The 13881-nt window shown below is 59.8% G+C and carries 11 protein-coding genes, 5 tRNA genes and 1 pseudogene; 7 read left to right on the top strand and 10 right to left on the bottom strand.

The window, feature by feature from the left end; genetic code table 11:
- Positions 1–3: 3 nt before the first annotated feature.
- The 7 genes from GTQ41_RS17395 to gltX all read right to left on the bottom strand — a co-directional run bounded on the left by GTQ41_RS17395 (position 4) and on the right by gltX (position 3844).
- Complete coding sequence (locus GTQ41_RS17395; protein WP_047293200.1) at positions 4–837, bottom strand: alpha/beta fold hydrolase; 834 nt, start codon at positions 835–837, stop codon at positions 4–6.
- A 30-nt stretch (positions 838–867) separates the two neighbouring features.
- A complete protein-coding gene (locus tag GTQ41_RS17400; RefSeq protein ID WP_007969225.1) occupies positions 868–1407 on the bottom strand; it encodes a TetR/AcrR family transcriptional regulator in 540 nt (179 codons plus the stop codon).
- 181 nt (positions 1408–1588) lie between these two features.
- Positions 1589–1664 (bottom strand) — tRNA-Glu (locus GTQ41_RS17405).
- A gap of 81 nt (positions 1665–1745) precedes the next feature.
- Positions 1746–1821 (bottom strand) — tRNA-Ala (locus GTQ41_RS17410).
- Positions 1822–1874: 53 nt separating this feature from the next.
- Positions 1875–1950: transfer RNA gene (locus GTQ41_RS17415), tRNA-Glu, on the bottom strand.
- 79 nt (positions 1951–2029) lie between these two features.
- Positions 2030–2105: transfer RNA gene (locus tag GTQ41_RS17420), tRNA-Ala, on the bottom strand.
- A gap of 257 nt (positions 2106–2362) precedes the next feature.
- A complete protein-coding gene (gene gltX, locus GTQ41_RS17425) occupies positions 2363–3844 on the bottom strand; it encodes a glutamate--tRNA ligase (RefSeq protein ID WP_047293199.1) in 1482 nt (493 codons plus the stop codon).
- A gap of 228 nt (positions 3845–4072) precedes the next feature.
- Between gltX and GTQ41_RS17430 the strand changes: the two genes are divergently transcribed.
- Positions 4073–5122 (top strand): HlyD family secretion protein, encoded by a 1050-nt coding sequence (locus tag GTQ41_RS17430; protein WP_047293197.1) that lies wholly within the window; start codon positions 4073–4075, stop codon positions 5120–5122.
- Positions 5123–5171: 49 nt separating this feature from the next.
- Entirely contained in the window at positions 5172–6662 is a 1491-nt protein-coding gene (locus GTQ41_RS17435; protein WP_179295025.1) for an MDR family MFS transporter, read from the top strand.
- 136 nt (positions 6663–6798) lie between these two features.
- Here GTQ41_RS17435 and uvrB read toward each other — a convergent pair whose 3' ends face one another.
- Entirely contained in the window at positions 6799–8814 is a 2016-nt protein-coding gene (gene uvrB / locus GTQ41_RS17440; protein ID WP_047293192.1) for an excinuclease ABC subunit UvrB, read from the bottom strand.
- 337 nt (positions 8815–9151) lie between these two features.
- On the opposite strand from uvrB, the gene GTQ41_RS17445 reads away from it, so the two are divergent.
- Positions 9152–10348, top strand: coding sequence for an amino acid aminotransferase (locus GTQ41_RS17445; RefSeq protein WP_047293190.1), 1197 nt, complete (start codon positions 9152–9154; stop codon positions 10346–10348).
- Between the two features lie 220 nt (positions 10349–10568).
- The gene (locus GTQ41_RS17450; protein ID WP_047293188.1) at positions 10569–10769 is read left to right on the top strand and encodes a hypothetical protein; all 201 of its coding nucleotides are present in this window, start codon (positions 10569–10571) and stop codon (positions 10767–10769) included.
- Here the strand turns inward: GTQ41_RS17450 and GTQ41_RS17455 are convergent.
- Entirely contained in the window at positions 10766–10996 is a 231-nt protein-coding gene (locus GTQ41_RS17455; RefSeq protein ID WP_047293186.1) for a hypothetical protein, read from the bottom strand. The genes GTQ41_RS17450 and GTQ41_RS17455 overlap by 4 nt on opposite strands.
- A 219-nt stretch (positions 10997–11215) precedes the next feature.
- Between GTQ41_RS17455 and GTQ41_RS17460 the strand changes: the two genes are divergently transcribed.
- Positions 11216–11291 (top strand) — tRNA-Asn (locus GTQ41_RS17460).
- 190 nt (positions 11292–11481) lie between these two features.
- On the opposite strand, the pseudogene GTQ41_RS17465 reads toward GTQ41_RS17460, so the two are convergent.
- A pseudogene (locus tag GTQ41_RS17465) lies at positions 11482–13006 on the bottom strand (nucleobase:cation symporter-2 family protein).
- A 253-nt stretch (positions 13007–13259) separates the two neighbouring features.
- Here GTQ41_RS17465 and GTQ41_RS17470 point away from each other — a divergent pair.
- Both GTQ41_RS17470 and GTQ41_RS17475 read left to right on the top strand, forming a co-directional pair.
- On the top strand, positions 13260–13544 hold the full coding sequence (locus GTQ41_RS17470) for a BrnT family toxin (RefSeq protein ID WP_047293184.1): 285 nt from the start codon (positions 13260–13262) through the stop codon (positions 13542–13544).
- A gap of 3 nt (positions 13545–13547) precedes the next feature.
- Positions 13548–13880 (top strand): BrnA antitoxin family protein, encoded by a 333-nt coding sequence (locus GTQ41_RS17475; RefSeq protein WP_047293183.1) that lies wholly within the window; start codon positions 13548–13550, stop codon positions 13878–13880.
- The last annotated feature ends 1 nt before the right edge of the window (position 13881 follow it).

The raw sequence follows: 13881 nt of genomic DNA on the forward strand, positions 1-13881 counted from the left end.
ATGTCAGGCCGATTGCCGCGTCTGAAGACTGCGCCCTGCCAGCAGTGATAACACGCCATCAACCACCCGAGGGTCGGCCAGTACGCGCTGGTGACCGCCGCTTTCCAGGCGCAACAGGCGACTGTCGAACCAGGACTCGTGGATCAATTGCGATTCCTTGACCGGGACGAAATTGTCATCCTCGGCATGCACGATCAGGCCCGGCATATCCAGTTGATAGTGCGCGACATCTAGGGTGGCGGCGCGCATGCCGACATCCTGCTCGACCTGACGGATGAAGGCGGATCGTGCCCGCGGCGGCATGCCGACGTAACGGGCGAAACCACGCAGCACTCCCAGGATCCGTGCGGGCGCCGCGATGCTGACCAGGGTTTCTGTACGCAACCCCAATTGGACCGCGAGCATGGCACTGGCGCCGCCCATGGAGTGGCCGATGACGGCTTGCAGCGGTGGCAGTTCGGCGGCTGCTTCGAGCATGGCGCGGGCGAACAGTACGACGTTGGCTTCACGCCCCGGCGAACGACCATGAGCCGGACCATCAAGGGCAACGACGGTGTAACCGGCCTCGACCAGCGCTGTGATCAACGCCGCAAACTGCGTGGGTCGCCCTTCCCAGCCGTGCATCAGCAGCACCGCCGGGCCTTGGCCCCAGCGCAGCGCCGACAGGCCAAAGCGCAAAGTGATGCGTTCGGAGCTCGCCAGCAGCGGCAGCTCCCAATCGCGCAGCGGCAACGTGCGCGGCGTCATGAACGCTACGCGCATTTTGCTCGCTACCCGCTTTGGTGCAATCCAGCCCAAGGTGCCATTAACGCCACGAACCCACTTCAACGTGTTCATCGCTCTCTCCTCAGGCGTATTGCCTTCAGGTCAACGCACCGCCGACTTGGCAGCGCGCAGCAATCGATCGGATAAATCGCCCGGGCCCAGCGCGCGTGCCAGCGCCAGACCACCCACCATCAACGCCACATCGGCCAATGCCTTGTCGGTGTCCTCGGGGCTGGACGCCAACTGCGCAATCATCAATTCCAGGTGTTCGTTCAGTGCGATGCGGAAGGATTCCGGCAGACGCCCCAGTTCGCCAATCGAAGCCGGTATCGGGCACGCAGCATCGCTGGAATCCCGATGCTTGCGCGACAGATAGAACGCAGCAACCAGGGCGCGACGCTCTTCGCCGGTCAGCTCGGAGTCCATGTCGGCAATCAGGTCGCGTCGACGGCTGAGCAGTTGCTTGAACGCTTCGAGCATCATCGCGTCCTTGCTTTCGAAGTGCGCGTAGAAACCACCAACAGTCAGGCCGGCGGCACCCATCACTTCGCCTACGCTGGGATCCGCCGGACCCCGCTGCATCAGCGCAGCGCTGGCAGCCTTGAGGATGCGTTCGCGGGTTTGAGCTTTTTTATCGTTCATCGTTGCCTCCGAATATTACGCCTAGAATATTATTCGCATAATAATATTCTGCAAGTCGAGGATATGACCGCTGGTCTGAAGCACAGTGTAAGGAAAATGGAGAGTTGGCCAAACGCCAGACAAACAAAAGGGCCATTCAATAATTGAATGACCCTTATAAATCCCGCAGAGCGGGTAATCGTGGCGTCCCCTAGGGGACTCGAACCCCTGTTACCGCCGTGAAAGGGCGGTGTCCTAGGCCACTAGACGAAGGGGACACAAACCCTTCTATACAGCTGATCAGTGCTGAGATCTGATCCGATTCAAGGCCGGTGTGGCCAGACCTTGAACTGTAAAATTGGTGGAGCTAAGCGGGATCGAACCGCTGACCTCCTGCATGCCATGCAGGCGCTCTCCCAGCTGAGCTATAGCCCCGGATTTTTCGCCTCGCGGCGGAGCGACATCTTGCAACATCGCTTCTGTAAAACTGGCGTCCCCTAGGGGACTCGAACCCCTGTTACCGCCGTGAAAGGGCGGTGTCCTAGGCCACTAGACGAAGGGGACGCAAACCCTTCCATACAACTGATCAACGCTGAGTGTTGATCGCTTCGAAGCCGGTGTGGCCAGGCTTCGAAGTGTAAATTGGTGGAGCTAGACGGGATCGAACCGTCGACCTCTTGCATGCCATGCAAGCGCTCTCCCAGCTGAGCTATAGCCCCTCATCGTTGATGTCATCGCTGAGGACGGGGCGAATCTTAAGGGCGTATCGAAAGCCTGTCAAACTTATTTTTGAAAAAATTCAAAGTTTTTTGTCGGCATAACAATCACTTACCGCCCTCCCCCCGAAAATCCGGGAGGTTTACGCACGCCGCCGACCTGTAGGAGCTGGCGCAGCCTGCGATCTTTTGCCGTTGGTCTTTAGAAGCAAGAGCAAAAGATCGCAGCCTTCGGCAGCTCCTACACAAGCCGCAAACGCTTAGGCGATAGCGCCCAGCAGCTTTTCCCACTCTTTGTTTTCTTTCTTCGACACGCCACCCAGCAGGTCAATCGCCTGGCGCAAACGGAAACGGGTCAGGTCCGGGCCGAGGATTTCCATCGCATCGAGCACCGATACCGAGCTTGCCTGCCCGGTGATCGCGGCAAACATCAGCGGCATCGCGTCACGCAGCTTCAGCTCAAGGGATTCGACTACCGCCTGAATCGTCGCGGTGATGCTGTCCTTCTCCCACTGACGCAGGCTTTCCAGCTTCCACAGGATCAACTGCATCAGCTGACGCACCTGATCGCCCGAGAGCTTTTTCGACTCGAACAGCTTGGCATCCGGATTGACACCACCGGCAAAGAAGAACCCGGCCAACGGTGCAACCTGGCTGAAGGTTTCCACGCGGCCCTGGACATGCGGCGCGATCTTCATCATGTATTCGGAATTGAACGCCCACTTCTGCACACGCGCGGCGAACTCTTCCACCGGCAGGTCACGCAGCCACTGGCCGTTGAGCCAAGACAGCTTCTCAATGTCGAAAATCGGCCCGCCGAGGGACACACGCTTGAGGTCGAAGTTGTCGACCATTTCCTGCAGCGAGAACTTCTCGCGCTCGTCCGGCATCGACCAGCCCATGCGACCGAGGTAGTTGAGCATCGCTTCGGGCATGAAGCCCATGCGCTCGTAGAAGGTCACCGAGGTCGGGTTCTTGCGTTTGGACAGCTTGCTCTTGTCCGGGTTACGCAGCAGCGGCATGTAGCACAGCTCCGGTTGTTCCCAGCCGAAGTACTCGTAGAGCAGGATCAGTTTCGGCGCCGACGGCAGCCATTCTTCGCCGCGCAGCACGTGGGTGATGCCCATCAGGTGGTCGTCGACCACGTTGGCGAGGAAGTACGTCGGCAGGCCGTCGGTCTTCATCAGCACTTGCATGTCCATGCGATCCCACGGGATCTCGACATCACCACGCAGCATGTCCGGCACCACGCAGACGCCTTCGGTCGGCACCTTCATACGGATCACGTGCGGCTCGCCAGCGGCCAGACGCGCCGCGACTTCTTCCTTGGACAACAGCAGCGCGCGGCCGTCGTAACGCGGGGTTTCGCCGCGCGCCATTTGTTCGGCGCGCATCTGGTCCAGTTCTTCAGCGGTGCAGAAGCATGGGAACGCGTGGCCCATGTCCACCAGTTGCTGGCAATACTTCTGATAGATATCGCCACGCTCGCTCTGCCGGTACGGGCCGTGCGGGCCGCCGACATCCGGGCCTTCGCTCCAGTCGATCCCCAGCCAGCGCAGGGCGTCGAAAATCTGCTGCTCGGACTCGCGGGTCGAACGCAACTGGTCGGTGTCTTCGATGCGCAGGATGAACTCACCGCCATGCTGCTTGGCAAAGCAGTAGTTGAACAATGCGATGTAAGCGGTACCTACGTGGGGGTCCCCGGTAGGCGATGGCGCGATGCGAGTGCGGACGGTGGTCATGGCATGTCTCGAAAAGAATGAAAAGCAAAACAATCAAGCGGCGAATGGTAACAGGCGACACCCGCCCCGCTCCAGCGGGCAGGGCATTTAAGCCAAGTTTGCGGCTGGAACGCCCATAGAGCGTGGCGAATGGCCGAATATCGGTCGACAGCATTTACCGTTTATCGGCTTCGTGCCAGATTCTCCCCCTGATAACTTTCCTTACAATTCCTCGACTACAGTTTGCCCATGCCTGCCCAACTCAAGCGTCGCCTGTTCGTTTTCCTGCTGCTGGTTCTGTTGATTGCCGGGGGCTTCTTCGCCCATTGGTTTTTCAAGGGACGCTTTTATGAAAGCACCGACAATGCCTATGTCCAGGGCGAGATCACCCGCGTCTCCAGCCAGTTGAGCGCGCGCATCGACGAAGTGCTGGTGCAGGACAACCAGCACGTGGAAAAAGGCCAATTGCTGGTACGCCTCGAACCCAATGATTTCCGCCTGGCCGTGGATCGCGCCAGCGCCGCCCTCGCCACCCGCGAAGCCGAGCGTTTGCAGGCACAAAGCAAATTGACTCAGCAATCGAGCCTGATCGCCGCCAGCGACGCGCAAGTGGCCGCCTCCCAGGCATCGCTGGGTCGCTCGCAGATAGATCTGTCTCGCGCTGAAGCCCTGCGCAAGCCTGGTTTTGTGTCCGAGGAGCGGGTCACCACCCTCTCCGCCGACAACCATATCGCCCGCTCGCAAGTGGCCAAGGCTCAGGCCGATGCGCAGAGTCAGCGCCAGCAGGTCAACGCACTGACCGCCGAGATCAAACGCCTCGACGCGCAGATCGCCAACGCCCGCGCCGATCTGGCGCAAGCCGAACTCAACCTGACCCGCAGCGATATCCACGCGCCGATCAGCGGCATGGTCGGCCAGCGTGCCGCGCGCAACGGCCAAGTGGTGCAGGCCGGCGCGTACCTGCTGTCGATCGTCCCGGACGAAGACATCTGGGTGCAGGCCAACTTCAAGGAAACCCAGATCGGCCACATGGTCCCCGGCCAAAAAGCCGAACTGACTTTCGACGCCTACAGCGACACGCCGATCGAGGCGCGTGTCGACAGTCTGTTCGCCGCCTCGGGTGCGCAGTTCAGCCTGTTGCCGCCGGACAACGCCACCGGCAACTTCACCAAAGTCGTGCAGCGGATTCCGGTGAAATTGACGTTCAAGGCTGACAATCCGTTGCATGGCAAGATCCGTCCGGGCATGTCGGTCACCGCCACCGTGAACATCAAAGACGCCCCAGACAATGGCCGGTGATCAACTGATCCGCCCGGCCGGCGAACCGACCCGGCGGGACTGGATCGCGGTGATGAGCGTGATGCTTGGCGCCTTCATGGCAGTGCTCGACATTCAGATCACCAACTCTTCGCTCAAGGACATTCAGGGCGCGCTGTCGGCGACACTGGAAGAAGGCTCGTGGATTTCCACCTCCTATCTGGTAGCGGAAATCATCATGATTCCGCTGACCGCGTGGCTGGTGCAGTTACTCTCGGCACGACGCTTGGCGGTGTGGGTGTCGCTGGGGTTTCTGGTGTCATCGCTGCTGTGCTCGATGGCCTGGAGCCTCGAAAGCATGATTGTCTTTCGCGCCATGCAGGGTTTCACCGGCGGCGCGCTGATCCCGCTGGCGTTCACCCTGACCCTGATCAAACTCCCCGAACATCATCGCGCCAAAGGCATGGCGATGTTCGCCATGACCGCGACCTTTGCTCCGTCCATCGGCCCGACCCTCGGCGGCTGGCTCACGGAAAACTGGGGCTGGGAATACATTTTTTACATCAACATTCCGCCGGGGCTGATCATGATCGCCGGGCTGATGTACGGGCTGGAGAAGAAAGAAGCGCACTGGGAACTGCTAAAAAGCACCGACTACACCGGGATTCTCACCCTCGGTGTCGGCCTCGGTTGCCTGCAGGTGTTTCTTGAAGAGGGCCACCGCAAGGACTGGCTCGAATCGAACCTGATCGTGACCCTCGGCAGCATCGCCCTCCTCAGCCTGATCACCTTCGTCATCGTGCAGGTCTCCAAACCCAACCCGCTGATCAACCTCGGCATCCTGCGCAATCGCAACTTCGGCCTGTCGAGCATTTCCAGCCTGGGCATGGGTGTCGGCTTGTATGGCTCGATTTATCTGCTGCCGCTGTACCTGGCGCAGATCCAGAACTACAACGCCCTGCAAATCGGCGAAGTGATCATGTGGATGGGCGTGCCACAGCTGTTCCTGATTCCGCTGGTGCCGAAGCTGATGAAGTTCGTTTCACCGAAGTGGCTGTGCACCCTGGGCTTCGGACTGTTCGGGCTGGCGAGTTTTTCGTCGGGAGTGCTCAACCCGGATTTCGCCGGACCGCAGTTCAATCAAATCCAGATCATCCGGGCGCTGGGCCAGCCGCTGATCATGGTGACCATTTCGCTGATCGCCACCGCTTACATCCTGCCGCAGGACGCGGGATCGGCATCGAGCCTGTTCAACATCCTACGCAACCTCGGCGGTGCGATCGGCATTGCCCTGCTCGCCACGCTGCTGGATGCACGGACCAAGACTTACTTCGATTATTTGCGCGAGGCGGTGGTGCCGACCAATCCGCAAGTGGCTGAGCGGCTGGCGTCGATGACCGACCGCTTTGGCAGTGACACGGCGGCGTTGGGCAAGTTGAGCGAGATCGTCCACCAGCAGGCGCTGATCATGGCCTACAACGATGCGTTTCACTTTGTCGGGATTGCGCTAGGGATCAGCATGTTGGCGATTTTGTTGACCAAAAAATTGCCGCAGGGATTGAAGGCTGGGGAGTCTCACTGATCTGTATTGCCTGGACCGGCCCTATCGCTGGCAAGCCAGCTCCCACAAATTTTTTTGGTGCTCACACATTTCGTGTACACCCTCAATCCCTGTGGGAGCTGGCTTGCCAGCGATGGGCCCGGTCAGGCGATGAAGTTCAAACCGCCAAAAGCCGCTCACGCAGTTTGGCAATCTCATCGCGCATCTGCGCCGCTGCCTCAAATTCCAGATCCCGCGCCAGCTGGTACATCTTCTCTTCCAGCGCGCGAATACGCTTGGTGATTTCGCTCGGCGAGCGCAGTTCGGCTTCGTACTTGGCGCTTTCTTCGGCAGCCTTGGCCATGCCCTTGCGCTTCTTGCTGCGCGAGCCGGGCACGGTGGCGCCTTCCATGATGTCGGCGACGTCCTTGAACACGCCTTTGGGCGTGATGCCGTTGGCGAGGTTGAAGGCAATCTGCTTGTCGCGACGACGCTCGGTCTCGCCAATCGCCCGCTCCATCGAGCCGGTGATGCGGTCGGCGTAGAGAATCGCCCGGCCATTGAGGTTGCGCGCAGCACGACCGATGGTCTGGATCAGTGAGCGTTCGGAACGCAGGAAGCCTTCCTTGTCGGCGTCCAGAATCGCTACCAGCGACACTTCCGGCATGTCCAGACCTTCACGCAGCAGGTTGATCCCCACCAGCACATCGAAGGTGCCCAAGCGCAGATCGCGGATGATCTCGACCCGCTCGACGGTGTCGATGTCCGAGTGCAGATAGCGCACGCGCACGCCGTGGTCGGCGAGGTAATCGGTGAGGTCTTCGGCCATGCGCTTGGTCAGCGTGGTGACCAGCACCCGCTCCTCGACCGCCACGCGCTTGGTGATTTCCGAGAGCAAGTCGTCAACCTGGGTCAGCGCCGGGCGCACTTCAACCTGCGGGTCGACCAGGCCGGTCGGACGCACCACTTGCTCGACCACGCGCCCGGCATGCTCGGCCTCGTAGTTGCCCGGCGTCGCCGAGACAAAAATCGTCTGCGGGCTGACCCCTTCCCACTCGTCAAAACGCATCGGCCGGTTGTCCAGTGCCGACGGCAAGCGGAAGCCATATTCCACCAAGGTTTCTTTACGCGAACGGTCGCCCTTATACATCGCGCCGACTTGCGGCACGCTGACGTGGGATTCGTCGATCACCAGCAAGGCGTCGGCCGGCAAATAGTCATAAAGCGTTGGCGGCGCGGCACCAGCAGGACGCCCGGACAGGTAGCGCGAGTAGTTTTCGATGCCGTTGCAGTAACCCAGTTCGAGGATCATTTCCAGGTCGAATCGGGTGCGCTGCTCCAGGCGCTGGGCCTCAACGAGTTTGTTGCTGCTGCGCAGGTACTCGAGACGCTCCTGCAACTCGACTTTGATCCCCTCGATGGCGTCGAGCAGGGTCTCGCGCGGCGTCACGTAGTGACTCTTCGGATAGAAGGTGAAGCGCGGCATCTTGCGGATGACTTCGCCGGTCAGCGGGTCGAACGCGGAAATGCTCTCGACCTCGTCATCGAACAGCTCGATGCGGATCGCTTCCAGATCGGATTCGGCCGGGTAAATGTCGATCACGTCGCCGCGCACGCGGAACGTCGCCCGGGCAAAATCCATGTCGTTGCGGGTGTATTGCAGGTCGGCCAGACGCCGCAGCAAAGCGCGCTGATCGAGTTTGTCGCCGCGATCGACGTGCAGCACCATCTTCAAATAGGTTTCCGGACTACCGAGACCGTAGATGCACGAGACGGTGGTGACGATGATCGCGTCCTTGCGCTCGAGCAACGCTTTGGTCGCGGACAGACGCATCTGCTCGATGTGGTCGTTGATCGACGCGTCCTTCTCGATGAAGGTGTCGGACGACGGCACATAGGCTTCGGGCTGGTAGTAGTCGTAGTAGGAAACGAAGTATTCGACGGCGTTGTTCGGGAAGAACGCCTTGAACTCGCCATACAGTTGCGCGGCGAGGGTCTTGTTCGGCGCCAGCACCAGCGTCGGGCGCTGTACCTGCGAGATGACATTGGCGATGCTGAAGGTCTTGCCCGAGCCGGTCACACCGAGCAGCGTCTGGTGCGCCAGCCCGGCTTCGATGCCCTCGACCAATTGGCGGATCGCTTCTGGCTGATCGCCGGCGGGCTCGAAGCGGGTGACTAGCTGGAATTCGGACATACACACCTCTGGGATCGCGGCTCGCGCAGAAAACAGCCGAGCCGCGGGGATGACCGCAAACGACCGTTGTCGCCCAAGGAAAAACGAAGATTGTGCTCAATGTGGAGCCGATTGCCTCGCCTTTCAAGGCAAACGTCCTACATCCGGTAAAGTCTCTGACAGAGTCAATCGACTAACGGTCAAGAAATAATCGGAAAAACTTGCCGGAAAAGCTGAATCGCCTGTCGCCATTGCTCAGTAATGGCCTCTATACTAGCTCCCCGTTTGTGCACCGCTCTAGTGCATTCGGCTGGAGCGCGACACGTCCCTCCACTCTCCATTCAGAGCCGCCGTAATAATGAGCCTGTTCTCCGCTGTCGAAATGGCACCCCGCGATCCAATCCTGGGCCTCAACGAAGCATTCAACGCCGATACCCGGACCACCAAGGTCAACCTGGGTGTAGGTGTTTACTGCAACGAAGAGGGGCGAATTCCCCTGCTGCGCGCGGTGATCGAAGCCGAAACCATTCGCGCTGCTCAGCACGCCTCCCGTGGCTACCTGCCGATCGACGGCATCGCCGCCTACGACCAGGCCGTGCAAAAGCTGCTGTTCGGTAACGACTCGCCGCTGATCGCTGCCGGTCGCATCGTCACCACTCAGGCTGTCGGCGGTACCGGCGCGCTGAAAATCGGTGCCGACTTCCTCAAGCAACTGCTGCCGAACGCCGTCGTGGCGATCAGCGACCCGAGCTGGGAAAACCACCGTGCGCTGTTCGAAACTGCTGGCTTCCCGGTGCAGAACTACCGTTACTACGACGCCGCCACCCACGACGTGAACCGTACCGGCATGCTCGACGACCTCAACGCCCTGCCGAACGGCTCGATCGTTGTGCTGCACGCCTGCTGCCACAACCCGACCGGCGTCGACCTGACCCCGGCCGACTGGAAGAACGTGCTGGACGTGGTCAAGGCCAAAGGTCACGTGCCGTTCCTCGACATGGCTTACCAGGGTTTCGGCGACGGCATCGACGAAGACGCCGCAGCGGTGCGTCTGTTCGCTGAATCGGGCCTGACTTTCTTCGTTTCGAGCTCGTTCTCCAAGTCGTTCTCGCTGTACGGCGAGCGCGTGGGCGCCCTGTCGATCGTCAGCGAATCGAAAGAAGAAAGCGCGCGCGTGCTGTCGCAGGTCAAGCGTGTGATCCGCACCAACTACTCCAACCCGCCGACTCACGGTGCCAGCGTTGTCGCCGCCGTGTTGAACAGCCCGGAACTGCGCGCCCAGTGGGAAGCCGAACTGGCAGAAATGCGTCTGCGCATTCGCGGCATGCGCGAGCAGATGGTCGCCCTGCTGGCCGAGAAAGCCCCGCAGCGTGACTTCAGCTTCGTCGGCCGTCAGCGCGGCATGTTCTCTTACTCCGGCCTGACCACCGAACAGGTGCATCGCCTGCGTAACGAGTTCGGCATCTACGCCCTGGACACCGGCCGCATCTGCGTCGCGGCACTGAACCAGAGCAACATCAAAGCGGTAACGGATGCGATCGTGCAGGTCATCTGATTCGCCTGGCAATGAAAAACGGGAAGCCTTGGGCTTCCCGTTTTTTATTTGTCCGAAGGAATGCAACATTCCCTCTAAACTGCATACAAATCTGAATTGTGGGAGCGAGCCTGCTCGCGAATGCGGTGGGTCAGTCGCCATTGTTGGTGGCTGACAGCATTCGCGAGCAGGCTCGCTCCCACAGGTTTCATATACATCCAGGAATTCTGTGAGAACCCAAATGAAAAACGACAACCTGCGTGCCGACCGTGACGACCTGGATGATTTCATCCCCCGCGCCCCGGCCAGACGCGAAAAAAGCCTGGTGCTGCAAGTCGCCGCCGGGGTGTTTCTCGGCGGTCTCGCCCTGTGGCTGGTGCAACTGGCGGCCACCGCGGCGTACGCCAAATTACTGCTCGGAACGATTACCTTCGGCAGTTAAGCCAGTTCGCTCGCGCGCTGACTCGCGGCATCGTCATACACGACGTACAGCAATTCGGCGATCTGGCTTTTGATCGCCTTGGTGCTTTCCAGGCCGAGCACAAAACCTTCGGCTTTGCCGCCAGCGCGATTGAGTTCCTCAGCCGTGCCGGCCTGAGTGATTGCGTCGAAGAGTTTCTCGGCGTGGGGGCCAACGCCCTTGGGCAGACTGATTTGCGCGATGCTCATGCGAGCACCTCGTTGTTGCGGATTGCAGGCTTCATGGCGCGTACCTTTTCGGCGAATGGCCGGCAGCGCGTGTGACCACTTCCGGGGCCCCATGGTAGACCGCCGATGGTTTTCTGGTAACCGCCAATCACTGACAAATCACCGTCCGTCCTGCCTACACCTGAAATTTTACATCCATTGCTTGACTTCTCTTTTTGAATCAGTAACATACGCACCAATTCCGCAATAGCTCAGTTGGTAGAGCAAATGACTGTTAATCATTGGGTCCCTGGTTCGAGTCCAGGTTGTGGAGCCAAATAGCAAAGCCCCTGAATTGAAAGATTCAGGGGCTTTTTTGTGGGCGCTCGAAAAGTCAAAAGATCGCAGCCTGCGGTGCTCCTGCATGTGGAATGCGTTCCCCTGTAGGAGCTGCCGAAGGCTGCGATCTTTTGATCTTCAAACGAAAAGGCCGAACTACAGTTCGGCCTTTTTCACCCAATCAGCGATCAAACGTGTTCGCTGCTCTTCATCTGGGTCTTCGGCACGCCATGCCCATGATCGTGGTCATCAGGCTCGACCACCGGCACTTCCTTGCCGTCGCAATCGTGCAGTTTGCCGTCGCTGAAGTAGTCACCCTCACGCAACGCCGCCAGGTCGCGATAACGCAGGGTCCGCTCTTCCGCAGCGGCAAACACTGACTGCTGGTCCGAGTTACCGGCGGTGAAGTGGTTAAAGGTCAGGTTCAGCACAATCGCCATGATTGCTGACGAGCTGATGCCCGAGTGGAAAATGGTCGCGAACCAGCTCGGGAAATGATCGTAGAAGTTCGGCGCGGCAATCGGGATCATGCCGAAGCCGATCGAGGTCGCGACGATGATCAGGTTGACGTTGTTGCGGTAATCGACCTTCGACAGCGTACGGATGCCGCTCGCCGCCACCGTACCGAACAGCACGATACCGGCACCGCCCAGCACTGAGGTCGGCACTGCGGCAATCACCCGACCCATGAACGGCAGCAGGCCAAGGATCACCAGGAAGATACCGCCGGTGGCCACCACATAACGGCTCTTGATCCCGGTCACTGCCACCAGCCCGACGTTCTGCGCGAAGGCGCTTTGGGTGAACGATCCGAAGATTGGCGCAAACATGCTCGACAGCATGTCCGCCCGCAAGCCGTTGCCCAGGCGTTTGGAGTCGACTTTGGTGCCGATGATCTCACCGACCGCCAGAATGTCCGCCGAGGTTTCCACCAGCGTCACCATGACCACGATGCACATCGACAGGATCGCGGCGAAGTGGAAAGTCGGCATGCCGAAGTGGAACGGCGTCGGGAAGCCGAACATCGGTCCTTGAGCGACACCGGAGAAGTCCGCCATGCCGAGGAACACCGCCAGCACCGTGCCGATCACCATGGCCAACAGGATCGACAGACGCGAGATGGTCGAACTGCCGACCTTGCTCAGCAACAACACCAGCACCAGCGTGACCGCCGCCAGCCCGATGTTCTGCATGCTGCCGAAGTCCGGCGCATGGCTGTTGCCACCCATGGCCCAGCGCGCCGCCACCGGCATCAGCGTCAGACCGATGGTGGTGATCACGATGCCGGTGACCAGCGGAGGGAAAAACTTGGTGATTCGCGAGAACACCGGCGTAATCAGCAAGCCGATCAACGACGCGGCAATCACCGCGCCCAGCACCGACTGGAAGCCGCCCTCCCCGCCACTGCTGACGATCGCGACCATGGTCGCCACACCGGAGAACGACACGCCCTGCACCAGCGGCAACTGACAGCCAAAAAACGGTAGACCCAGGGTTTGCAGCAGTGTCGCCAGCCCCCCCCGCAAACAATGAAGCAGCAATCAACAAACCAATGTCCGCCGGCGACAGCCCGGCCGCTTGGCCAATGATCAGTGGCACCGCAACGATACCGCCGTACATGGTCAGAACATGTTGCAGGCCGTAAGCCATATTCGCGCCGACCCCGAGATTTTCATCCTCGGGCCGTTGGTGTGAAACATGGGGCGTTTTCATGTGGGGGGTTCCCTGGTTTTTGTTATGCGCACACTGTATTCAATACTCGGGACAAATGTCCATAGAGTTGTATACAACTTATCAGTCACATAATGGATAGGTAGCCACCCAAGCTTCTATCCCGCCACCTCTAGCGCCCACAAATCCGGCAACACATCCCTTCCTGCCCCCGGTTCTTATCGCACTAGGCTGAATTATTCATGGCGACCAGCGGTGCACCGGCGCTCTTTTTTATACATATAAAGTATGCATAATGAAGTCATTCGAAATTCAGTACGACAAAAGCAAGAACGCAGCCAACAAACTCAAGCACAGGGGCGTCAGCCTTGCCGAGACCGAGCCGGTCTTTCACGACGAGCGCGCGCTGACGATCGAGGACAACAACCATGACGAACAGCGCTGGATCACCCTCGGCCTTGATGGCAAAGGGCGTTTGCTGGTGGTTGCGTACAGTTATCGCGAAGCCAACGTCGTACGAATCATTTCTGCACGTGTCGCCACACCGAGCGAGCGTTGCGCTTACTTTCTGGAGGCTTGAACAATGAAAGACGAATACGACTTCTCGCAGGGCAAACGCGGTGCCTTGGCGCCCGCCAAGGGCAAGACCCGCATCACCATCATGCTCGATGACGCGGTCATCGAAGCCGCCCGCAACGTGGCGGAAAACGAAGGCTTCGGTTATCAGACGGTGATCAACAACACCCTGCGCCATGCCCTGCTGGAGGCTGGCAGCAAAACGCAGGAGGCCGAGCCGCCCCACTCCGGGCAATTCAAGAAAGGCATCACCGCCGCCGACCTCAAGAGCCTGGAAAAAAAGCTCTCGGCGGCGGTCGGTGAAATCCGCCGGGTACTGGAACCGGAGGCCAAGCCTTGAG

The sequence above is a fragment of the Pseudomonas sp. AN-B15 genome, from assembly GCF_019056475.1.
Taxonomy (GTDB): Bacteria; Pseudomonadota; Gammaproteobacteria; order Pseudomonadales; family Pseudomonadaceae; genus Aquipseudomonas; species Aquipseudomonas parakoreensis.

Bases quoted from the DNA above. Each gene is read 5' to 3' on its own strand.
- GTQ41_RS17395 (WP_047293200.1), bottom strand. From the start codon at position 837: ATGAACACGTTGAAGTGGGTTCGTGGCGTTAATGGCACCTTGGGCTGG.
- GTQ41_RS17400 (WP_007969225.1), bottom strand. From the start codon at position 1,407: ATGAACGATAAAAAAGCTCAAACCCGCGAACGCATCCTCAAGGCTGCC.
- gltX (WP_047293199.1), bottom strand. From the start codon at position 3,844: ATGACCACCGTCCGCACTCGCATCGCGCCATCGCCTACCGGGGACCCC.
- GTQ41_RS17430 (WP_047293197.1), top strand. From the start codon at position 4,073: ATGCCTGCCCAACTCAAGCGTCGCCTGTTCGTTTTCCTGCTGCTGGTT.
- uvrB (WP_047293192.1), bottom strand. From the start codon at position 8,814: ATGTCCGAATTCCAGCTAGTCACCCGCTTCGAGCCCGCCGGCGATCAG.
- GTQ41_RS17445 (WP_047293190.1), top strand. From the start codon at position 9,152: ATGAGCCTGTTCTCCGCTGTCGAAATGGCACCCCGCGATCCAATCCTG.
- GTQ41_RS17450 (WP_047293188.1), top strand. From the start codon at position 10,569: ATGAAAAACGACAACCTGCGTGCCGACCGTGACGACCTGGATGATTTC.
- GTQ41_RS17455 (WP_047293186.1), bottom strand. From the start codon at position 10,996: ATGAGCATCGCGCAAATCAGTCTGCCCAAGGGCGTTGGCCCCCACGCC.
- GTQ41_RS17470 (WP_047293184.1), top strand. From the start codon at position 13,260: ATGAAGTCATTCGAAATTCAGTACGACAAAAGCAAGAACGCAGCCAAC.
- GTQ41_RS17475 (WP_047293183.1), top strand. From the start codon at position 13,548: ATGAAAGACGAATACGACTTCTCGCAGGGCAAACGCGGTGCCTTGGCG.